Origin of the sequence: Niabella yanshanensis (assembly GCF_034424215.1) — a bacterium.
Taxonomy (GTDB): domain Bacteria; phylum Bacteroidota; class Bacteroidia; order Chitinophagales; family Chitinophagaceae; genus Niabella; species Niabella yanshanensis.
The window spans coordinates 5,412,278-5,433,070 of the sequence record NZ_CP139960.1 but is presented as its reverse complement, the minus strand read 5'-3'; the positions used below and the strand labels follow the sequence as shown (position 1 = coordinate 5,433,070).

Sequence of the window (20,793 nt, the reverse complement as noted above, 5' to 3'; positions counted from 1 at the left end):
TATAAACAACAATAATGGCAGCAATTACACTTTCAATTGATATCGGCGGATCGAAAATAAAAGCATGCACACTTAGTAAGAGCGGAAAAATATTACAGGAGTATACGAAAGTCCCCACCCCTCAATCCGCTAATCCTAAAAATGTACTGGCCACAATAAAAGAACTGGTACAGACCTTTAAATATGATCGCGTATCGGCAGGTTTCCCGGGATATGTAAGAGATGGTATTGTTCATACGGCCCCCAATCTCGGCACAGGCTATTGGGCCGGGATCAACCTTGCCGAAGAGCTAATGGTTACCTTGGGAAAGCCTGCAAGGGTTGTAAACGACGCTGACCTGCTGGGCCTTGGCTGCGTAAGCGGCAAAGGGTTTGAAATGATGACCACATTGGGAACCGGCTTTGGTACGGCCTTCTACCTGGAGGGGAAAGTGTTACCTCATCTGGAAGTAGCCCACCACCCTATTCATAAAGGACAGGATTATGATGCGTTTATCGGGGAAGCGGCTTATAACGAGATCGGCAAGAAAAAATGGAATAAAAGAATGCAGTATGTGCTCTCCGTAACCAAAACTGTTTTCAATTACGACCGATTGTACATCGGAGGTGGATTGTCCAGGAAACTTGATTTTAAACTGGACGATAATATCATCCTGGTTAACAATATAGATGGTATTGACGGCGGTGTAAAACTGTGGGAGCAATAGCAAGCTTCCGGCAGACGGTTACAGGTGCCATCCTAACAATACTGTGGCGTTTCTGATACCGCCGTTAGCCGCGGATTAAGTTGTTTGTACACCGGCAGCCAGGCTTTCATTTATGTAACCGTCAGATTAGCTAATTTTGCGCCCTCATTTATGCAACAAAAAGATACACACACATTAGGAGAGCGCAACCGGGAGCGACTGGAGCGTATTGCGGACGTAGCTACACGATGGATCGGATCTACTCCGTCGCTGGCAGTACATACGCTGCTATTTATAACTGCTTTTGCATTGCCTCCATTACATATCGTAAGCTTCGATAAAATGCTGCTGGTACTCACCACGATAGTTTCACTCGAAGCTATCTACCTGGCCATTTTTATCCAGATGTCAGTCAATAAAAACAGTAAAGACATCGAAGAGATACAAGAGGATGTAGAAGAAATTCAGGAAGATATCGAAGAAATTCAGGAAGATGTAGAAGAGATACAGGAAGATGTAGAAGAACTACAGGAGGAGATGGATGATGAACCGAAAGATGATACATTACCCTCCGCTACACAACACACTGAAGCTCAAAACCGGACAGACAAAATTATACAGATACAGGAACTGATTATACGTTTGCAGCAGGAAGTGGAGTTGTTGAAATCGGAGAAAGGCTGATTTTTTATTCAGCGCCATTAAACACCGAAAACACAGGACCTGCTGATCTTGCAGGTTCCTTGACCGGCAAAGCATCTTTTGCATTTTCGGCTAAAACCTGCCTGTTGTCGAGAACAAAAAGTACGACCGGCAAAATTACCAGTAAAAGAAGAAGAAGCATCTTGGATATCCTGTTCATAAAAGTTTAGCTTTAACAATTCCTATAGACGCAAACATCATTCCAAACGCTGCAATTCATAAAAAAAAGTTATTTTCAGTCTGTGCTGTTCCTGGTTGTCAGATTCCCTAACCTGGATTTCGATTTATTAAACACATTCCGCCCCAAATCCACCCCGCTACGTAATTCTTTTTGTTGCTCAGCCGATAAATGTATAAACTCCTTACAATCAATGCTGCAACATTCTTCAAATTCATTTGCGCAATCCCCGCACTGAATAAAAAGCAAATGACAGGCGTCATTGACGCAATTTACATGTGTATCTGCCGGCTTCCCGCATTGGTGGCATTTTGAAATAATTTCATCCGTAATCCGTTCCCCTAATCGCTGGTCGAAAACGAAATTCTTTCCATGAAATTTATTTTCAAGTCCCTCCTCTTTTACTTTATTCACATAATTGATAATACCACCTTCCAAATGAAATACATTTGTGAAACCTTTATGCAGCATATATGCTGAAGCCTTTTCACATCGTATCCCGCCGGTACAGTACATGATAATGTTCCTGTCTTTATGCTCCTGCATCATCTCTACTGCCATGGGTAATTGTTCCCGAAAAGTATCGCTGGGAATTTCTATTGCATTTTCGAAATGTCCTACTTCAAATTCATAGTGGTTACGCATGTCAATAATGATGGTTTCAGGATCATTACTTAGCTTGTTAAATGTTTTGGCGTCGGCATATTTACCACGGTTAGCCATATCGAAACCGGCATCTTCTATTCCGTCAGCAACAATCTTATTACGAACCTTAATGTCCAGTACATAAAAAGACTTCCCATCATCATCAACTGCAATATTTAAACGCAAGTTAATCAACGCGGTATCTAAACGATATAAAAATTCTTTGAATGTGTCAAATTTGCCGGTCGGCACACTTATCTGTGCATTGATGCCTTCTTCAGCGACATAAATGCGGCCGAGCACGCCCATATCAGAAAAGTTGCGGTAAAGATGGTTTCGAAACTGTACAGGGTCTGTTATTTTGAAATAACAATAGAATGATATAGTGGTGCGAGGTGTATTATCCTGTAAAATACGCTCCTTCAGCTCCTTGCGGGAAACCCGATTGTGTAAAGCCATTAATTTTGAAATTTGATCCTGCCGGTGCAGGAAATTATTTAATAATTGGGCAGTTGCAGGCTGCACCAAATTTCGCGGTGCAAAGGTACGCGTAATTTGCGACTTCAGATGGCTGAATAGCTAAGCCATTGTTTAAAACATAAGAAAATGGATAGTACGATGCATTACCTCCAGAGACGATGAGAAATGTAGATCACCCAACGACATTAACAGGTTGTAGCTCCCGAAATCAGGAAGAAGATGATATTATCGCAATTGGCAATTCAGCGGCTTGTTTATACTTTTTTCCTGATGTACGAAGCTGTTAAAGCAGCAAACCCGGCAACAAGACCTCCCGCTAATGCCGTAATAAAAGCCAGTAACACGGGGCTCTGCCCAACACCTAACATCCCTCCGATCCTGTTAGCGAGTATACCTCCATTGGCTGCATTGATTAATAAGGCAATAATCAGCCAAAGCAGAAAAACGCCCATAAACCCTGACCAAAAAGAAGATCCCGGACTTTGCACAACGCATAGGGAAACAACAAACGCCACCACAGCAACACTCCACCAGGATGTATATAAACCAACTATAAATGATAAAATTGCTATAGACAGAAGGGATATAAAAAATTTCATGATTACCTGATTAAAGTTCACAATTCAAGGTTTAAGATTAAGCATAGCCACTTGCAAGCCGTCGTACAGCGTTTTTTAGCCCTTTATGAAGCTCATGGTCCATTTAACACGGCCATCGCCCTCCTGCCCTTTCTGCATCATCCAAAGCTGGTAGTATTTACCCTGCACCCAGCTATCCACTGCATTATCATAAAACCGGCTACCGGGATTACCACTTTGTCCACCGGGATACACCCCATAAGCTTCAATAGTGCCGGACATTTGAACAATCATTCGCCAGCTTGGGCCATGGCTTTTTTTGATAGCATTGATTACGCTTCCGGCTCCGCCCACCGGTAAATGAGTGCGGGCAAATGAAGGCAGATTAGCCTTCAGTAAGTGATAAATTGCCGGCTCTTTAAATTTAGCCCATTCCAGCCTGCCTTCTTTTTCTGACTGAGCCAGTTTCACCGCCGCGCCGTTAAGCGAAGCCGTCACCAGGTCTCTTAATGTTTCGACCTGTGGCGTGTTTTTATTATCCACGAATCCCAGCGCAGTTGAGTCTGTTATCAAAAGCTCCATCAGCGTTTGCTCTTCGGGAACAGGCACTTTAACGCCTGTTTTGCCTAACTCATCTGACCAGATATTCCTCTGCAAACTATCTAACCAGAACTGGTAGATCGTTTGCCCGACAGAATAAGGCCCTGCTTCAAAATCCCATTGCTTAACAGTATTTAAATAAGTACGTGCTCCTGCCGTCAACGCAGCCTCATTAATGTGGTGCAGGAAGATGGGTATCATTTGGCTGGCCAGGATATTGTAATTATTATTTTGCAGTTCCATCATATTTTGCACACTTATTCCGTTCATCCGACTCAGGAAATGTTCGATAGCGTTAGCTCGCGGTGTAATATAGGTTCCCGGTATAAAGTAAGGATAAGTTCCATCAACCGGTCGCTGATTGGCACTTTCCAGAAACCCACGCTCCGGATTAAAAGCATGTGGATTTTCTGATTGGGGGATATACCCCTGCCAGAGATAGCTACTGTCTTGCCCGGGCATGATGTATTGCCCCTGTCCCTGCCACCTGTCAGGAAACTTCCCTTGTTGCCAGATAGCAATATCTCCCGACCTGGATGCAAATACAAAATTTTGACCAGGACATTCAAAATCTTTTATAGCGGATACATACTCATTATAATTTCCCGCGCGGTTCAGTTTATAAAAAGCGCTGCCATCATCGCCTGTATGATGTGCCATCCATTTGACGGCCAGCGCATCCTGGCGGGTAATAGTATCTGTGTAAGCCCCGTCGTAAATCACAGGACCAAATAAAGTGTAAGCCACCGTATCAAAAACAGGAGCCTGCCCCTTTACTTTAATTTCTTCAATCCTTTGTTGGGTGGGCTTCCAGGCGTTATTAAACCAGTATTCTTTTTTACTATCATCTTTAAACCTGATGGTGTAATAATCTTTTACATCTCTCTGGGCATTAGTAACACCCCAGGCAATTGAATCATTAAAACCAATGATCACAAAAGGGCTGCCGGGCAAGCTGGCGCCATAAACATTTGAGGTGGGGCTTGTCAATTGCATCTCGTACCATATAGACGGAAGGGATAGCTCCAAATGCGGGTCGTTACAAAGAATAGGCGCCCCGCTCGCTGTTTTGCTGCCAGCTACTACCCAGTTATTACTTCCATTATCTTTATCCTCGCGATATCTGGTCTGTGCTGCCACGATTCTTTGGTTATGAAAATAGGCGGAGTCTACGTTAGCAGGTAGTTTATAATCATGCATGGGCTTGGGAAAAACGGTTCCCTTAGGTACTATCGGCAACAAAGAGTCCGGTACCTGCGGATATAAAAGATTGAACTGCTCAGAAGTAAGGATGGCGCGGAGGCTGGTATTTTCCAGATCATGTTCTGTTCCTGAAGACAGCATTTTAGCCATCATCTTCAACAATAACATTGTTCTCAGATTGGTCCACTGCTCAGGTTTAAAGTTGAGTATTTTGTACTCTAACGGCAGAGAACTTTCTGTCAATGTGTTGATGTAGGCATTAATTCCTTTCGTGTAAGACGTGTAGCGTGCGAGCGCATCCGGGTTCTGCTCCACAACCTGTAAGGTGTTTTCTGCTGCAAACTTCATTCCCAGCCGGCGTTGCTCTTTATCATAGTTAACGGCAACAGGACCCGCTATTTCACTGGCCCGGCCTTCTGCTGCTTTGGTTTGCAGATCCATTTGAAACAAGCGGAATTTAGCATGCAGGTAACCCTGTATAAAATAAAGATCTTCATCATTCTCTGCAAAGACGTGCGGAACAAGCCTTTCATCAAAGTACACTTTTGCATTCCCTTTCAGATCGGATTGCTGAATATCGACGCTATAATTATAAGCAGTATCTTCGGCATTCTGCCAAAAACCCGTTTGCGGACTCAGGAAGCTACCCAGGGGCATGGGTACTTTAGTCCCTATTGGTTGATCCAGGATAAATATCAACAAAACCGTTATCAATAAAGAAAAGCAGAATGGCAGCAGTCTCATATCGATCTTTTAGGAAAGATAAACCATTTTTGGGATAGCCCGAATTGATAAATATCAAGAAGTAGCGATGCCCACCGGAATAAAAAGCAGGTTATTGATTCCATTTAAAAGCAAAACCGCCACTACGGCGGTTTGCTATACTTTTTTAATCCAATCCTATTTCAAAATGACGTTCGGGAATTTCTACATCCATAAAGCCTTTTTTCAATAAACGGTTTTTAAAATCCAACTGCACATCAGGCTCACCATGCACCAGAAACAGCTTCCTTACTGCTCTTGGATCCTGGCAGGCCAGCCATTGACTCATATCTTCATAATCGCCATGTGCGCTCATGCTACGTATCTGACCTATTTCGGCATTGACCTGTCTTTCGGTGCCAAATATGCCTACTTCTTTCATACCAGACAAAAGCCGCGCCCCTAAAGAATTAGGTTCGCAATACCCTGTCAATACAATCGCATTTCTTGAATTTTCTACCGTGTTATATATATGGTGTTTTACACGACCGGCATCTGCCATACCACTGGCGGATACAATAACCATTGGTCCGCTTCTAAAGTTAAGCGCCTTGGAATCTCTTACATCTTTGATATAAGTAAGCCCCGGGAACATGAACGGATCATCATCGTTTTTCATCACGTTCTGTATACGTTTATTAAAGTATTGAGGAAAACGTTTAACCATGTCAGTTGCTTCTATACTCAACGGGCTATCCACAAAGACCGGGATCCTGGGCAACCGGTTCTCCAGCTCAAGCTGATTTAAGAAATAAAGGATTTCCTGTGTACGTCCCACGCTAAAGGCCGGCAGGATGAGTTTCCCCTTACGATCCACACAAACACGCTGAATCCAGTCTAATAGCTGATCGGGTGTACCTGTTATGTTATCATGCAGGCTATTACCATAGGTAGATTCCATAATGATATAGTCTGCCTGCGGAAATACCTCCGGAGACCGTAAAATAATATCGCGATACCGGCCCAAATCACCGCTAAAAGTGATCTTGCGTTCTTTACCATCTTCCTTTATTTTCAAATGTACGCATTGACTTCCGATGATATGTCCGGCGTCGGTAAACATACAGGTCACCCCTTCTATTACATCAAACCATTCGCCGTATTCCCTGGGCGCAAAAAGAGGAATCGTACTTTTAGCGTCTTCAATCGTATACAAAGGTTTTAGTAATTCCGGCAACCCTGTCACCCGCTTTTTCTCCATAAACCTGGCATCACTTTCCTGAATCTCGGCGCTATCCATTAATAGTATAGCAGCAAGTTCCTTAGTTGCAGGCGAGCAATAAATATTTCCATTGAATCCTTCCGATACGAGTTTTGGTATCAACCCTGAATGATCTATATGCGCATGTGATAAGATCATTGCGTCGACTTCACTGCTTACAAAACCAAAATCGCGATTTAAGAATTCGGTTTCATCGCCCATACCCTGAAACATACCACAATCCAGGAGTATTTTTTTCCCATTTTTTAAAGTTATTAAATGTTTCGAGCCGGTCACTGTTTGTGCCGCACCGTGGAAAGCAATTTTCATAGCATTTATTTATTTTATCGTTGTTGATACTTATTTATTTAAAAACTTTACTTTGATTAACCACTGCCGGAGTTCGGCCATCCAATCGCCCGACTCTTTTTTGTTGTACATGCCAAACCCATGTCCTCCTTTTTCAAACAGTTTTATTTCGGCCGGTACTTTATTTTTTTGCAATGCTTCATAATAGGCAATGCTATTACCGAAGGGAACACCCCCATCGTCTTTAGCGTGTACCAAAAAGGCGGGAGGCGTTTTTTTATTAACCAATAATTCATTGGAAAACTTCTTTATCTTATCAGGAGAAGCTTTTTTACCAATCAGGTTATCGCGGCTACCCGTATGACCGAGGCTGTCGGAAAAGCTAATTACAGGATATACTAATACGGAGAAATCGGGACGCAGAGAAATATGCTTATGATTTTCGATTACCTCCTGGTTGTATTTTGTGGAAAGAGACGCTGCCAGGTGTCCTCCCGCCGAAAAGCCCATTACGCCTACTTTCCGGGGGTCTATACCCCATTGCCTGGCATTCTGACGAATCAATTGAATGCCCCGTTCTGCATCCTGTAAGGGGCCGATGGTCTTATCCATCATAGTTTTATCATCGGGTAAACGATATTTTAAAACGAATGCAGTTACACCCCACTGATTTAAAGCTTTGGCAACATCATGGCCTTCGTGTGTGATTGCCAGAATACGATAACCACCGCCCGGGCATATTAATACCGCAGTACCATTTGGATTTTCCGGCCGGTACATAATCAGTTCGGGTGATACCACCTGGCTCACACGGGTAATACCGTCAGCCGCCGTTTCACTTTTCTCTGCTATATCTGTTTTTTTACTGTTAGGAACAACATCATAAAGCTTTATTGTTTCCTGTGCATGTAACATATTCGAAGCTAATATCAGGATAAATATAAATCCCTTTTTCATTTGGCATCTTTTTAAAAGTGCAGGTCATGAAGATAGTAAACCTGATAAAAATAAGGTAAGAAAATTTATAACTCGAATTGAGTTTTAACATCATTCCAGAAAAGATCGAGTTGAATAATCCGCTCTTTTAAAAAAGAAATGATAACAGGCCAGTGTTCTTTATTGAAAACACTCACGCCTTCTAATTGTGTAAAGATCCGCGAAGCGCTACTGCCATCTTCATCATAAAATTCCGGTTGCCAGATCCAGGATTCTTCCAGGAATTGCTCCAGGTAGCTTTTTAAAGATTCAAGTCGTTCATATGCAGATACCCGGCCGGCTGCATCAGGATGTTTGATTTCAATAGCAATAGTTGCTTCCCGTTTGGTAGCATCCATTCTAAAATAAATATGCCGGATACCGGTTTTATAGTTAACCCAGTTAATGGTAAGCTGTTCGGCGTTTTTCACTGGTTTCATGTACATACCAAAGGTGGTCCAGAATTCTTTTTTTAAATTAGAAGCTTCTGATTTGCTGTACATGATGAATAATGAGTGATGAGTAATGAAAGAGGAATAGTAATAAGTGAGCGCCTACTCGCTGCCAGCAACCTTGGTTCGCACTCGCCTTCGGTAATTTTTAAAAAGACTTTGCCAGCGAAGATTTAATACACCCAGTATACCTTCCTTAACAATTCCCTTATTCATCTTGGATTGTCCTTTCGTTCTATCCTGGAAAATGATGGGCACTTCCTTTATTTTAAAGCCCAGTTTCCAGGAAGCGAATTTCATTTCTATCTGGAAGGCATAGCCAACAAATGTGATACTGTCGAAATCGATGCTCTCCAGCACTTTGGCAGTGTAGCACATAAAACCGGCTGTAGGATCTTTAATGGGCATCCAGGTGATAATACGTGTATAAAGCGATCCTCCTTTGGATAAAGCAATCCTATCGGCCGGCCAGTTAATAACACCGCCACCTTTTACATAGCGGCTACCAATCGCTACATCAGCACCCTGGTTTTTACAGGCATCGTATAATCTTATCAGGTCTTTGGGATTATGAGAAAAGTCGGCATCCATTTCAAAAATGAACCCGTAGCCGTTTTTTAAAGACCATTTAAACCCATGAATATAGGCAGTGCCTAAACCCAGCTTACCCCTTCTTTCTTCCAGGAAAAGGCGGCCTTCGTAGGTTTGCTGCAACATGCGTACAATATCGGCAGTACCGTCCGGGGAACCATCATCCACAATCAATACATGAAAACCACCCTCGAGCTCAAATACAGCTTTCAGAATGCTTTCAATATTTTCTTTTTCGTTATAGGTTGGTATGATAACTATCTTATCCAAGAACAATCATAATTAAATCAACAAAAACACGGTTCATCTATCGTGTCTATGGCTCATTCTTCCGGCACAGGTTTCTTCCATTTCTAAAATCTTTAGAGCTTTAGTCCCTTCAGTTTGGTACGGGTAAAGATTTCGGTCAGCTTTTGTTTAGTTTGCTGAGGAAAATCTCCCCTCATCATCCAATCGTAATACTGAGGCTCTTTGGTTAATATCTCTGCAATGGATTGTCCTTTATATTTTCCAAAATTGAACACCTCTACACCGTCCTGCATCACAAACCTGCGTGCAAAATCCACCACCACTTCCTCACCAATAAATTTATTGATGGAGTCGATGGTATTGCCCAATTCGGGATAACGCTCGATTTGAGCTACCAGCACTTCATGTGTGGCAGAAGCATCTGCTTCTGCAGAGTGGGCAGACTCCAATACTTTTCCACAATAAAATTTATACGCTGCTGATAAGGTGCGCTGCTCCATTTTATGAAAAATGTTCTGCACGTCTACCATCCTGCGCCCTTTCATATCAAAATCCACGCCTGCGCGTAAAAACTCTTCAACCAGTAAAGGGATATCAAATCGATTAGAGTTATACCCTGCAAGATCACAATCATCCAATACCTGTTTCAATTCCTGCGCCGCCTGGGCAAATGTGGGCGCATCCTTCACCATTTCGTTAGAAATACCATGAATCTCTACAGAAGTTTTAGATATCGGCATTTCAGGATTAATCAGCTTTCTTTTCACCGTTTTAGAACCATCCGGCAGCAGTTTCACTATAGCTATTTCCACTATCCTGTCGGTTCCCAGATTCACCCCGGTAGTCTCCAGGTCGATAAATGCTATAGGCTTGGTAATTTGTAACATAACAATATTTAAAGGCGGCTAAGATAAAGAAACTTGTGCTGAAGATCAGAATTTTCCTTTTAAACAAAACCCAAATTTATCCGGTATTTGGGCATTCTACCTGGTCTTGCTGGTCTTGATTACTTCAATTTAAAAACTGCAGCACATACTTATACAGTAATCCTGTAATAATTGCAATAGCGATACTCAACAGCGTGCCGATTATGATATACTCTGTAAGTTTCCGGTCTTTGGCCTTAGACAGATCGCTGAAACGCAAAATAGACTTGGCGGCGATTAAAAAGCCAATAGCCGACCATTGATTTAAAATTACAAATAAAAAAACCAGTAGCCGTTCGATCATACCTATATACTTTCCGGCCCTGGTCAGAGAGTCGGCCGCTTCATCATCCTTTACTTTCCAATAGTCCATTATAACCCGCATACTTACAGATGCAGTATAGGTAACGGTAATGACAGCGCATAGTAACAGCAGGTGTTTGGAAGCAAAAAGATCTGCCCAATTGATGCCTGAGTTAGCATAGAGTATGGCTACGGCCAATAATACAGCTATATGAATGGCCTGATCTGCAAAAAACAAATAACCGTCCTTCCATTTCCCCTGCAATTCCAGCTTTGCCCAATCTACCAGGTAATGGCTTATCAAAATGCATAAAGCTCCCAGCCAGTATTGGGTATCGAATTGTAACACGATAGCCAAAAGAACAGCGTGGACCGCCAGGTGTATATATAAATAGGGAGACCGGTTTTTATGTTTTCTTTTATCCATCACCCAGGATGTAGGCTGAAAGACAAAGTCCCCCAACAGATGCGCCAACAGTAATTTCAGGAAAAGTATCATCATAGCTGCCCGATCTTAGATTGATAGTATTTATTCAGTTTCTTAACTTCATCATATCCCCCTCTTTTTAAAGCCTCGCTGATACTACTTTGCGTTTTTTGCAGGATTTCAGCCAGTTCGCTCTGGTTTTTATGAGGGTTTTCGATGCTGGTTTTAATGGCTGTTGCAACGGTTTCACTCCAGCTGTTCAGGGTCAGCAGTGCGAGGCTAATCATTAAATTCAACGTTTCATTTAATTCGGGTTGCCCGGTATCTATCACCAGCATTTGCTTTCCTATTTCATCAAAACGGCTTCCCGAGCGGATGAACGCTTCGCCGGTTACTTCAGTTACCTTTTTAGCCTCTGTATCTATAGTGCCTATTCCTATTGCCATACGCACATCCAGATTCGCCAGTTGCCTGATCGTACTTTTTATATGTATTGCCGCTATTAAGGCACTATCGGGCACCAGGCGCAGTTGAAAGCTGTCGCCCCTGTAAATTTCCCAGCTCTTCGGTTCTTTACCATACTGGTTTAACACCGCTTTTAGCAACGGCTGCCATTTGGTAGCCGTTTCAGTTCTTGAATTTACGATATCACCCGTAATTACCGCCGTCATTTCATTTTAATTTTAGCTTCCAATCTGATCATACGTCCTCAACCTCGTTGAGGTTTCCCTTCCATTCACTACCTAAATATCGCTCATATCACCGATATTACAAAATATCGGCTCAGAAGCCAATAATAAATAGTATCGGATAAATAGCCGATAATACCCTTACCGGGTTATAGATCAGATACCCATCCTTTAAAAATCAAGAGAAATGCGGCAGTCAATAAATAATTTTCATTTTTTCAACTAAAATCTACTATTCTATTCAATTAGTTTCTATATTTGCCGCGCAATGACACTTAGCAATATACATATCCATCATCATTTTACAAACTTACAGCAGTAAGCCGGTGGTGCTATGTATCAACTTATATAAAGGCTTACAGTTTGTAAGCCTTTTTTATTTTCAAAAACCAGGTGATCAAAAAATAAAAACAAAAAAATGGAAAAGCTACGAATCGCGGTACAAAAATCAGGCAGACTCAGTGAAGACTCCCTTAAGCTGCTGAAAGAATGCGGAATAGGCGTACCTGCGGGAAATAACCAGTTAAAAATAAGTACTGAGAATTTTGACGCAGAAATACTGTTTTTGCGTGACGACGATATCCCGGAGTATGTACAGGACGGTGTAGCAGATATTGGCTTTGTTGGAGAGAACGTGGTGCTTGAAAAAAATAAAGAAACAGAAATTGTTGAGCGGCTGGGTTATGGAAAATGCCGTTTATCCATTGCCTTACCTAAGGGTAAAAAGCCTAAAAATATACAGGCATTAGATGGGATTAAAATTGCTACCAGCTATCCGATTATCCTGCAAGGGTGGTTAAAGAAAAATAAGCTAAAAGCTGATATCCATGAAATCAGCGGCTCTGTGGAAATAGCGCCCCGTATAGGTTTGGCCGATGCTATCTGCGATTTGGTAAGCAGTGGCAGCACACTATTCAGCAATGAGCTGTATGAATACGAAACTATCCTGAAATCTGAAGCGGTTCTTATTTCCGGTAAAAACATTTCCAAAAAAAGAACAGCACTCTTAGAACAGCTTTTATTCCGTATCCGTTCGGTAAAAAAAGCGAAGTATAATAAATATGTATTATTGAATGCACCCAATAGCAGCATTGAAAAAATCTGCAAATACCTGCCCGGCATCAACAGCCCTACCATTGTTCCCTTGGCTAAAGAAGGCTGGTCTTCTATTCATTCTGTAATTGGTGAAAACGACTTCTGGAATGTCATCGAAAAAATAAAATCAGCAGGTGCAGAGGGTATACTGATCTTACCCATTGAAAAGATCATCGAGTAAATAGCCAGGTAACCAGTTTAAAGGTTGACAGGTTGAAAGGATGTGCTATAAGCAATAATGCTTCTTTCAAACATCCCCACTCACCATTAAAACCCCAATAATTTGAAACTCTATAAATATCCCTCTTCTAAAGCCTGGCCTGCGATTTGCCAGCGGCCCCTGCAGAATAGCAATACTATACAGGCCACTGTTAATGCGATTATTTATGATGTGGCCAACAATGGTGATGCGGCCCTGAAAAGTTACGCAGAAAAGTTTGACGGAGTAATACTGAAAAGCCTGCAGGTGTCGGCAAAGGAAATAGCTGCAGCCACCAAGAATATTGCCCCCCAGCTTAAGAAAGCCATACAGCAGGCCAAAAATAATATCCAGAAATTTCATGCCACGCAAAAACAGGCTGTGGTAAAAACAGAAACTACCAAGGGCATCCTGTGCTGGAGGGAAGCAAGGGCTATTGATAAAGTAGGCCTGTATATCCCGGGAGGCTCTGCGCCCCTGTTCTCCACGGTTTTAATGTTGGGCGTTCCTGCTTTGATCGCGGGATGCCAGGAGGTTATTTTATGCACACCACCCGATAAAAATGGCAAAATCAACGATGCTATATTGTATGCAGCCTCTGTATGCGGTATCAGCAAGATTTTTAAAACCGGGGGGGCACAGGCTATTGCTGCCATGGCTTACGGAACTAAAACGATTCCTTCCGTATTTAAGATATTTGGTCCGGGCAACCAGTATGTGACCGCCGCCAAACAAATTCTTCAAACCAAAGTAGCCATTGACATGCCTGCGGGCCCTTCGGAGGTTTTGGTAATTGCAGACGAAACATCGGTACCCGAATTTGTGGCGGCTGACCTGTTAGCCCAGGCAGAACACGGTCCTGATTCACAGGTAATACTGGCCTGCACCACTCTCGATATTGCAACGAAGGTACAGGCAGCCATCGCGCTTCAGCTGGCAGAACTTCCCCGCAAGGATATAGCACTGCTGGCCCTGCAATTTGCAAGGTTTGTAGTGTTAAATACCGTGAGTGATGCTATTGCATTTTCAAATCTATATGCTCCGGAGCACCTGATACTGGCCTGCAAGACCAGCAACACTGTTTTAAAACAGATCACCACAGCGGGCTCCGTATTTATTGGCAACTATTCACCTGAAAGTGTGGGTGATTATGCCAGCGGCACCAATCATACCCTGCCAACTAACGGGTATGCAACGGCTTACAGTGGCGTATCACTGGATAGCTTTTATAAGAAGATCACTTTCCAGCAATTAACTAAAGACGGTTTACATAACATAGCCAAAACAGTTACTACTATGGCTGAAGCCGAAGGACTACAGGCGCATAGTAACGCGGTTAAGATCCGACTCTAATGCTTCTTAAGATATGAACGATTAATTTTATAACAATGGAATTCAATTTAGACTACCTGATAAGAGACAATATTAAAAACCTTGCTCCATATACTACTGCAAGGCATGAATTTACCGGGGAAGCCAGTGTAATGCTTGATGCCAATGAAAATGCTTTAGGCTCACCGGTAACATTGGATATTGGTAACTTACATGAGTCATTGAACCGATATCCTGATCCCTTACAGCTCAGTTTTAAACAACGCATCAGCGAGATTAAAGGAGTGCCTGTTGAAAACATATTTGCGGGCAATGGCAGTGACGAAGCTATTGATGTATTAATGCGTATATTTTGCGAACCGGGTGTTGACAACATTATCACGCTACCCCCTACTTATGGAATGTACAGTGTATGCGCTGCGATCAATAACATCAAAGTAAAGGAGGTTCCACTGGACAACAATTACCAGATGGATATACAGGCTATAGCAGACGCCATCGATGATTTTACCAAGATCATTTTCATCTGCTCTCCTAATAATCCAACAGGCAACAGCATTACCCGCCAGGATATTGAAATTATACTGAATAACTTTGATGGTATCGTGGTTATTGATGAAGCTTATATCAACTATGCCCGTCAGAAAACATTTGTGCAGCAATTAATGGATTACCCGAACCTGGTGGTGATGCAAACTTTATCCAAAGCCTGGGGATTGGCGGCCTTGCGCCTGGGCCTCGCCTTTGGAAGCAAGGAAATCATCAACCTGATGAATAATGTAAAGTATCCTTACAATATTAACGAAGCAACCCAGCAGCTGGCGTTACAGGCTTTAACCCATGTAGAGCAGGTAAACCAGTGGACAAAAACGACCATTGAACAACGTAGCTGGTTAGAAACTGAATTAGCAAAAGTTCCACTCACTGAAAAGATATTCCCATCAGACGCCAATTTCCTGTTAGTGAAAATAACAGATGCCCATAATGTTTTTAGTTATTTGCAATCCAAAGGTATTATTGTAAGAAACCGGAATACCACTAAAGGATGTGAGGGCTGCCTGCGTATTACCGTAGGCACAGCAGCTGAAAACCAGGCATTGATTGAAGCATTAAAAAATTATACTGTTTGACAATGAAAAAAGTTTTATTTATTGATAGAGACGGCACATTAATTAACGAGGCGCCCCCTACCTACCAGCTGGATTCCATAGAAAAAATAACATTTTACCCCGGTATGTTTACCTGGATGGGGAAAATAGCGCGTGATATGGATTTTGAGCTGGTGATGATCACCAACCAGGACGGCCTGGGCAGCGATGCCTTTCCGGAAAATACATTCTGGCCTTACCAGGAACTGGTAATGCGCAACCTCGAAAGTGAAGGAATTGTTTTCGATGAAGTTTTGATAGACAAAACTTATCCGGCAGACAATGCCCCCACCCGTAAGCCGGGCACCGGTTTACTTGCGAAGTATATGAACAACCCTGATTACGACCTTGATAATTCTTATGTAATTGGTGACAGAATTACTGATATACAACTGGCTAAAAACCTGGGCAGTAAAGGTATCTGGCTGAATATTGATGAATCTTTAGGTTCGGCTGAGATCTCCGACAGTTTGAAAGCACTGGAAACCACTATTGTTTTGAAGACAAAAAGCTGGGAAGATATTTACGGCTTTCTCCAGCAAAAAGAACGCGTGATTCAACATACCCGTAATACCAACGAAACTAAAATTGACATCGAGATCAATCTTGATGGAACCGGTATTTGCGAAATAGAAACCGGATTGGGCTTTTTCGACCACATGCTCCATCAGCTGGGCCGTCACAGTGGCATCAACTTGAAAATCATTACCAAAGGAGACCTGCATATTGATGAGCATCACACGATAGAAGATACTGCCATTGCACTGGGAGAAGCTTTTCAATTTGCGCTGGGGAACAAGGCCGGCATTGAGCGTTACGGGTTCTTATTACCTATGGATGATTGCCTGGCACAGGTAGCGATCGACTTTGGCGGACGCCCCTGGTTGGTGTGGGATGCCGAATTCAAAAGAGAAAGAATCGGTGAAATGCCTACAGAAATGTTCTATCACTTTTTTAAATCTTTCAGCGATGGTTCGAAATGCAACCTGAATATTAAAGCTGAAGGAGAGAATGAACATCATAAAATTGAAGCTATTTTTAAAGGACTGGCGAAGGCGATCAAAATGGCGATCAAAAGAACTCCTGGTAATGAGCAGCTACCCACAACAAAAGGAACTTTATAAAATTGTTTAACAGTATATGAACACTTCTTTACAAATATTGCCCGCAGTAGCAGCTATTGTATTTAATGACGCAGGAGAAGTACTATTACAAAAACGAAGAGACGTTGACCAGTGGGGTATCATATCTGGCCATGTAGAATTTGGGGAAACAGTTGAAGAAGCAATTAAGAGAGAGATTAAAGAAGAGACCAATTCAAAGGCCATTATCCTCCGCCTTATTGGAGTATATTCATCGCCGGCTTCGCAAACCTACCGGTATGGCGACAGGACCGTGCAGTATGTAACCTCCTATTTTGAAGCAATAATAGAAGAAAAAATAGATCTCGATTTTTTCAACCAGGAAACAGCTGCACTAGAATTCTTCAACATTGATAATATGCCGGTAGACATGGCCCAAATCAATCCGTATTGGCTTTCGGATGCGCTTAGTAAAGAACAAAAAGTATTTTTAAGGTAATATGAAAACGGTTATTATAAAATATAACGCCGGGAATATACAATCCGTGCTTTTTGCACTGGAACGCATAGGGGCGCAAGCAGTTGTCACTGATGACAAGGAATCAATCCTTTCGGCTGACAAAATTATTTTCCCCGGGGTAGGAGAAGCCAGCACTGCCATGGGTTACCTGAAAGAGCGTAATTTAGACCAGGTGATTCAATCGGCGACACAGCCCCTATTGGGTATTTGCCTGGGCATGCAATTATTGTGCAATCACAGCGAAGAAAACGATACCCCATGCCTGGGCCTGTTTGATGTTGAAGTCAAAAAATTCACCAGTGATACTTTAAAAATACCCCAGATTGGCTGGAATAATATACATGTAAAAGACAACCCGCTTTTTAAAGGAGTTGCCGACAATAGCTATTGTTATTTTGTTCATAGCTATTACGCTGAACTGAGCAACAGTTCTATTGCTACTTCGAATTATGAAATTGATTTTAGCTGTGCGTTGGCAAGAGACAATTTTTACGGTGTACAATTCCACCCGGAGAAAAGTGCTGAAACGGGTGAGCAGATCCTTAAAAACTTTTTAGCGCTTTAATATGGATATAAGACCAGTCCCCTTATCCGAAGTGTGGTTATTGAGACATGAAGTAATGTATCCGAACTACCCTGCTGATGTGGTAAAATTAAAAGATGATGAGTTAGGTATACACCTGGGTATTTATAAAACGGGTGAGCTTGTATCCGTAGTATCTGTTTTTCAGAACGGGCGGGAGATGCAATTTCGCAAACTGGCCACCCGTAAAGACTGGCAGGGAAAAGGCCTGGCAACCTCATTGTTAAATTATATAGACCAACTGGCGCAGCAAAAAAAAGTACAAAGGCTGTGGTGCAATGCCCGCTTAACTGCTACCGGTTTGTACGAGAAAATGGGCATGCAGGCTGTAGCCCAATCCTGGCAGGCATTGGGACAAGATTTTATCGTAATGGAAAAGAAACTGAATCAACAAAAAATGGAAATTATACCCGCAATAGATATTATAGATGGTAAATGTGTACGCCTTAGCAAAGGCGACTATGCACAAAAAACAGTATATAATGAAAACCCGTTGGAAGTGGCCAAAGGCTTTGAAGACGCGGGTTTAAAAAGACTACACCTGGTAGACCTGGATGGAGCGAAAGCGGGTGAAGTGAGGAACTGGAAAGTACTGGAACAGGTTGCCGGTAAAACCAGCTTAAAGATCGACTTTAGTGGAGGTATCAGCTCTAACGAAAGCCTGGCTATAACTTTTAATTCGGGTGCTGCCTATGCGGCTATCGGAAGTGTAGCCGTAAAAAACGAGGCATTGCTGACCGACTGGTTCCAAGCTTATGGAGTTGAAAAATTTATACTGGGCGCTGATGTACTGGATGAAAAGATACAGATCAAAGGTTGGACTGTTGCTACAGACATCAACATTATCGACTTCATCCGCAACTATGCCTCCAAAGGTGTGCTACAGTTCTTTTGCACCGACATCAGCAAAGACGGCTTGCTGCAAGGCAGTTCTAACGACCTGTACAAAAAGATACTGGACAACGTGGAAGGTATTAGCCTGATCGCCAGTGGAGGTGTAAGCTCAATTGAAGATCTTGAAATATTGAAAGAAGTGGGATGTTCGGGAGTGATTGTAGGGAAGGCGATATACGAAAACCGCATCTCATTAGAAGATTTAAAAAAATTCAATTAAGGGATTCGTTTCTAAGAGATCTCTAATTAATTGTTCACAACTACTACCGCACAGAAGCGAAACAAAAAGAACTAAGTCTTTAGAATAATAAATTAGATCGTGCAACGAATGTCATGGTGAGCCCCACGAACCATGTTTGGACTTAAAAGCACCCTTCGTCAGGCTCAGGGTGACATAAGATAAATATCAATTTTCATGCTCGCAAAAAGAATTATACCCTGTTTAGATATCAAAGACGGACGAACCGTAAAAGGTACCAACTTCGTGGAGTTGAGGGATGCCGGAGACCCGGTAGAACTGGCCATCCGCTATAGCCAGGAAGGAGCTGATGAATTAGTATTCCTTGACATTACCGCTACCGTAGACAAACGCAAAACCCTGTCGGATCTGGTGAGGAAGATTGCGACCCATATCAATATACCTTTCACTGTTGGTGGCGGCATTAACACCGTTGATGACGTTTCCGTTTTACTGGAAAACGGCGCTGATAAAATTTCGGTGAATACATCGGCGGTAAAACGCCCGGAACTGATTTCCGAACTGGCTAAAAATTTCGGAAGTCAGTGCGTGGTTGTAGCAGTAGATATCAAGCTTTTCGATGGTATATGGAAAGTAGTAACACATGGGGGGCGCACGCCTACCCCACTCCTTGCGACGGAATGGGTAAAACAATGCAGGGATTTGGGAGCCGGAGAAATTCTTCTGACTTCCATGGAGAATGATGGTACCAAAGCCGGTTTCGCAGTTGATATTACTGCCAAAATCAGTCAATCGGTAAACATCCCTGTTATTGCATCAGGAGGCGCCGGCTCAATGGAACATTTCCGGGAAGTGTTTACCCGTGGATACGCTGATGCAGCGCTGGCGGCCAGTATTTTTCATTTTAAAGAAATTGAAATAAAGGATTTAAAAGAATATCTTCAAAAAGAAAACATTGTAGTGCGGTTATAACGGCGGATAGTTCATTGTAAATAATAAATTATACACCTGCCTGTCGGAAGACGGGCCTTAAAATCATAAAAAATGGCTCCTGATTTTTCAAAATATACCGACGGCCTGATGCCGGTAATTATACAAGATGTACTTACGCTGGAAGTGCTGATGCTGGGCTTTATGAATGAAGAAGCTTTTGCAAAAACACAGGCGGAGGGGAAAGTTACTTTCTTTAGTCGCAGTAAACAACGTTTATGGACCAAAGGCGAAACATCCAATAACTTTCTCCTGGTCAAAGAAATTTTGGTGGATTGTGATAACGATACCGTTCTCATAAAAGCAGAACCCCAGGGGCCTACCTGCCACACGGGCGATATCAGCTGCTTTGGAGAAGCTAATGATCAATTCTCTTTGCAGCAACTGGAAAAAGTGATTATTGACCGGAAGAACAACCCTTCCGAAAAGTCCTATACGGCATCGTTATTCGCAAAAGGCATTAACAAAATAGCTCAGAAAGTAGGTGAAGAGGCTGTTGAAATTGTTATCGAAAGTAAAGACGACAACAAAGAGTTATTTCTGGGAGAGGCAGCCGACCTGATGTTTCATTACCTGGTATTATTACAAGCCAAAGGTTTCTCTTTGGCCGATGTGTTACAGGTGTTAGAAACCAGGCATAAAAAATAAAATAAAAGAACCATATGCTTATCCGGGCCATTAACCCGGATTTCTTGTTTAAGACAAAAATAGAATCATCCACATCAGTTTGCCGATCAGTAGAGAAACCACTTTAATCGGTAGCGATACGGTGGCTAATGGGCATCCGGCTATCAG

22 protein-coding genes are annotated in these 20,793 nt (G+C 42.4%); 11 read left to right on the top strand and 11 right to left on the bottom strand.

The window, feature by feature from the left end:
* Positions 1 to 14 precede the first annotated feature (14 nt).
* Positions 15 to 707: an ROK family protein gene (locus U0035_RS22445; protein ID WP_114791194.1), complete on the top strand. Its 693-nt coding sequence runs from the start codon at positions 15 to 17 to the stop codon at positions 705 to 707.
* A gap of 150 nt (positions 708 to 857) precedes the next feature.
* Positions 858 to 1,370: a DUF1003 domain-containing protein gene (locus tag U0035_RS22440; protein WP_114791456.1), complete on the top strand. Its 513-nt coding sequence runs from the start codon at positions 858 to 860 to the stop codon at positions 1,368 to 1,370.
* Between the two features lie 4 nt (positions 1,371 to 1,374).
* Here U0035_RS22440 and U0035_RS22435 read toward each other — a convergent pair whose 3' ends face one another.
* From U0035_RS22435 to U0035_RS22385, 11 genes are all read right to left on the bottom strand, one after another.
* Positions 1,375 to 1,548: a hypothetical protein gene (locus U0035_RS22435; protein ID WP_162817879.1), complete on the bottom strand. Its 174-nt coding sequence runs from the start codon at positions 1,546 to 1,548 to the stop codon at positions 1,375 to 1,377.
* Positions 1,549 to 1,623: 75 nt separating this feature from the next.
* Complete coding sequence (gene trhO / locus U0035_RS22430; RefSeq protein WP_114791455.1) at positions 1,624 to 2,670, bottom strand: oxygen-dependent tRNA uridine(34) hydroxylase TrhO; 1,047 nt, start codon at positions 2,668 to 2,670, stop codon at positions 1,624 to 1,626.
* Between the two features lie 275 nt (positions 2,671 to 2,945).
* The gene (locus U0035_RS22425) at positions 2,946 to 3,290 is read right to left on the bottom strand and encodes a hypothetical protein (RefSeq protein WP_114791454.1); all 345 of its coding nucleotides are present in this window, start codon (positions 3,288 to 3,290) and stop codon (positions 2,946 to 2,948) included.
* Positions 3,291 to 3,365: 75 nt separating this feature from the next.
* Positions 3,366 to 5,816 carry a penicillin acylase family protein gene (locus U0035_RS22420; RefSeq protein WP_114791193.1) on the bottom strand — a complete coding sequence of 817 codons (2,451 nt, stop codon included), beginning with the start codon at positions 5,814 to 5,816 and terminating at the stop codon, positions 3,366 to 3,368.
* 145 nt (positions 5,817 to 5,961) lie between these two features.
* Positions 5,962 to 7,365, bottom strand: coding sequence for an MBL fold metallo-hydrolase (locus U0035_RS22415; protein ID WP_114791192.1), 1,404 nt, complete (start codon positions 7,363 to 7,365; stop codon positions 5,962 to 5,964).
* Positions 7,366 to 7,395: 30 nt separating this feature from the next.
* Positions 7,396 to 8,301, bottom strand: a complete 906-nt coding sequence (locus U0035_RS22410; RefSeq protein ID WP_114791191.1) for an alpha/beta hydrolase — start codon at positions 8,299 to 8,301, stop codon at positions 7,396 to 7,398.
* A 65-nt stretch (positions 8,302 to 8,366) separates the two neighbouring features.
* On the bottom strand, positions 8,367 to 8,822 hold the full coding sequence (locus tag U0035_RS22405; RefSeq protein ID WP_114791190.1) for a DUF4268 domain-containing protein: 456 nt from the start codon (positions 8,820 to 8,822) through the stop codon (positions 8,367 to 8,369).
* 51 nt (positions 8,823 to 8,873) lie between these two features.
* Positions 8,874 to 9,632, bottom strand: coding sequence for a polyprenol monophosphomannose synthase (locus U0035_RS22400; RefSeq protein ID WP_114791189.1), 759 nt, complete (start codon positions 9,630 to 9,632; stop codon positions 8,874 to 8,876).
* Positions 9,633 to 9,724: 92 nt separating this feature from the next.
* A complete protein-coding gene (locus tag U0035_RS22395) occupies positions 9,725 to 10,498 on the bottom strand; it encodes a 3'-5' exonuclease (RefSeq protein ID WP_114791188.1) in 774 nt (257 codons plus the stop codon).
* 124 nt (positions 10,499 to 10,622) lie between these two features.
* The gene (locus U0035_RS22390; RefSeq protein WP_114791187.1) at positions 10,623 to 11,342 is read right to left on the bottom strand and encodes a DUF3307 domain-containing protein; all 720 of its coding nucleotides are present in this window, start codon (positions 11,340 to 11,342) and stop codon (positions 10,623 to 10,625) included.
* Entirely contained in the window at positions 11,339 to 11,938 is a 600-nt protein-coding gene (locus tag U0035_RS22385) for a SatD family protein (protein ID WP_114791186.1), read from the bottom strand. The genes U0035_RS22390 and U0035_RS22385 overlap by 4 nt, the downstream gene beginning before the upstream one ends.
* A gap of 436 nt (positions 11,939 to 12,374) precedes the next feature.
* Here U0035_RS22385 and hisG point away from each other — a divergent pair, with 436 nt between their 5' ends.
* The 9 genes from hisG to hisIE all read left to right on the top strand — a co-directional run bounded on the left by hisG (position 12,375) and on the right by hisIE (position 20,646).
* A complete protein-coding gene (gene hisG / locus U0035_RS22380; protein WP_114791185.1) occupies positions 12,375 to 13,232 on the top strand; it encodes an ATP phosphoribosyltransferase in 858 nt (285 codons plus the stop codon).
* A 102-nt stretch (positions 13,233 to 13,334) separates the two neighbouring features.
* Positions 13,335 to 14,603, top strand: coding sequence for a histidinol dehydrogenase (gene hisD / locus U0035_RS22375; RefSeq protein ID WP_114791184.1), 1,269 nt, complete (start codon positions 13,335 to 13,337; stop codon positions 14,601 to 14,603).
* Positions 14,604 to 14,638: 35 nt separating this feature from the next.
* The gene (hisC, locus tag U0035_RS22370; RefSeq protein WP_114791183.1) at positions 14,639 to 15,712 is read left to right on the top strand and encodes a histidinol-phosphate transaminase; all 1,074 of its coding nucleotides are present in this window, start codon (positions 14,639 to 14,641) and stop codon (positions 15,710 to 15,712) included.
* A 2-nt stretch (positions 15,713 to 15,714) separates the two neighbouring features.
* The gene (gene hisB, locus U0035_RS22365; protein ID WP_114791182.1) at positions 15,715 to 16,854 is read left to right on the top strand and encodes a bifunctional histidinol-phosphatase/imidazoleglycerol-phosphate dehydratase HisB; all 1,140 of its coding nucleotides are present in this window, start codon (positions 15,715 to 15,717) and stop codon (positions 16,852 to 16,854) included.
* Between the two features lie 16 nt (positions 16,855 to 16,870).
* Entirely contained in the window at positions 16,871 to 17,311 is a 441-nt protein-coding gene (locus U0035_RS22360; RefSeq protein WP_114791181.1) for an NUDIX domain-containing protein, read from the top strand.
* Between the two features lies 1 nt (position 17,312).
* Positions 17,313 to 17,897 (top strand): imidazole glycerol phosphate synthase subunit HisH, encoded by a 585-nt coding sequence (gene hisH, locus U0035_RS22355; protein ID WP_114791180.1) that lies wholly within the window; start codon positions 17,313 to 17,315, stop codon positions 17,895 to 17,897.
* Between the two features lies 1 nt (position 17,898).
* Complete coding sequence (hisA, locus tag U0035_RS22350) at positions 17,899 to 19,029, top strand: 1-(5-phosphoribosyl)-5-[(5-phosphoribosylamino)methylideneamino]imidazole-4-carboxamide isomerase (RefSeq protein ID WP_114791179.1); 1,131 nt, start codon at positions 17,899 to 17,901, stop codon at positions 19,027 to 19,029.
* A 195-nt stretch (positions 19,030 to 19,224) separates the two neighbouring features.
* Complete coding sequence (hisF, locus tag U0035_RS22345) at positions 19,225 to 19,980, top strand: imidazole glycerol phosphate synthase subunit HisF (RefSeq protein WP_114791178.1); 756 nt, start codon at positions 19,225 to 19,227, stop codon at positions 19,978 to 19,980.
* 72 nt (positions 19,981 to 20,052) lie between these two features.
* On the top strand, positions 20,053 to 20,646 hold the full coding sequence (gene hisIE, locus U0035_RS22340; protein ID WP_114791177.1) for a bifunctional phosphoribosyl-AMP cyclohydrolase/phosphoribosyl-ATP diphosphatase HisIE: 594 nt from the start codon (positions 20,053 to 20,055) through the stop codon (positions 20,644 to 20,646).
* Positions 20,647 to 20,793 lie beyond the last annotated feature (147 nt).

Excerpts from the sequence above, each read along its gene's own strand:
- hisB (WP_114791182.1), top strand. The coding sequence starts at position 15,715 with ATGAAAAAAGTTTTATTTATTGATAGAGACGGCACATTAATTAACGAG.
- U0035_RS22390 (WP_114791187.1), bottom strand. The coding sequence starts at position 11,342 with ATGATGATACTTTTCCTGAAATTACTGTTGGCGCATCTGTTGGGGGAC.
- hisH (WP_114791180.1), top strand. The coding sequence starts at position 17,313 with ATGAAAACGGTTATTATAAAATATAACGCCGGGAATATACAATCCGTG.
- U0035_RS22420 (WP_114791193.1), bottom strand. The coding sequence starts at position 5,816 with ATGAGACTGCTGCCATTCTGCTTTTCTTTATTGATAACGGTTTTGTTG.
- U0035_RS22445 (WP_114791194.1), top strand. The coding sequence starts at position 15 with ATGGCAGCAATTACACTTTCAATTGATATCGGCGGATCGAAAATAAAA.
- hisF (WP_114791178.1), top strand. The coding sequence starts at position 19,225 with ATGCTCGCAAAAAGAATTATACCCTGTTTAGATATCAAAGACGGACGA.
- U0035_RS22440 (WP_114791456.1), top strand. The coding sequence starts at position 858 with ATGCAACAAAAAGATACACACACATTAGGAGAGCGCAACCGGGAGCGA.
- U0035_RS22395 (WP_114791188.1), bottom strand. The coding sequence starts at position 10,498 with ATGTTACAAATTACCAAGCCTATAGCATTTATCGACCTGGAGACTACC.
- U0035_RS22410 (WP_114791191.1), bottom strand. The coding sequence starts at position 8,301 with ATGAAAAAGGGATTTATATTTATCCTGATATTAGCTTCGAATATGTTA.
- U0035_RS22360 (WP_114791181.1), top strand. The coding sequence starts at position 16,871 with ATGAACACTTCTTTACAAATATTGCCCGCAGTAGCAGCTATTGTATTT.
- hisG (WP_114791185.1), top strand. The coding sequence starts at position 12,375 with ATGGAAAAGCTACGAATCGCGGTACAAAAATCAGGCAGACTCAGTGAA.
- U0035_RS22425 (WP_114791454.1), bottom strand. The coding sequence starts at position 3,290 with ATGAAATTTTTTATATCCCTTCTGTCTATAGCAATTTTATCATTTATA.
- hisIE (WP_114791177.1), top strand. The coding sequence starts at position 20,053 with ATGGCTCCTGATTTTTCAAAATATACCGACGGCCTGATGCCGGTAATT.
- hisC (WP_114791183.1), top strand. The coding sequence starts at position 14,639 with ATGGAATTCAATTTAGACTACCTGATAAGAGACAATATTAAAAACCTT.
- hisA (WP_114791179.1), top strand. The coding sequence starts at position 17,899 with ATGGATATAAGACCAGTCCCCTTATCCGAAGTGTGGTTATTGAGACAT.
- U0035_RS22405 (WP_114791190.1), bottom strand. The coding sequence starts at position 8,822 with ATGTACAGCAAATCAGAAGCTTCTAATTTAAAAAAAGAATTCTGGACC.
- U0035_RS22435 (WP_162817879.1), bottom strand. The coding sequence starts at position 1,548 with ATGAACAGGATATCCAAGATGCTTCTTCTTCTTTTACTGGTAATTTTG.
- U0035_RS22385 (WP_114791186.1), bottom strand. The coding sequence starts at position 11,938 with ATGACGGCGGTAATTACGGGTGATATCGTAAATTCAAGAACTGAAACG.
- trhO (WP_114791455.1), bottom strand. The coding sequence starts at position 2,670 with ATGGCTTTACACAATCGGGTTTCCCGCAAGGAGCTGAAGGAGCGTATT.
- U0035_RS22415 (WP_114791192.1), bottom strand. The coding sequence starts at position 7,365 with ATGAAAATTGCTTTCCACGGTGCGGCACAAACAGTGACCGGCTCGAAA.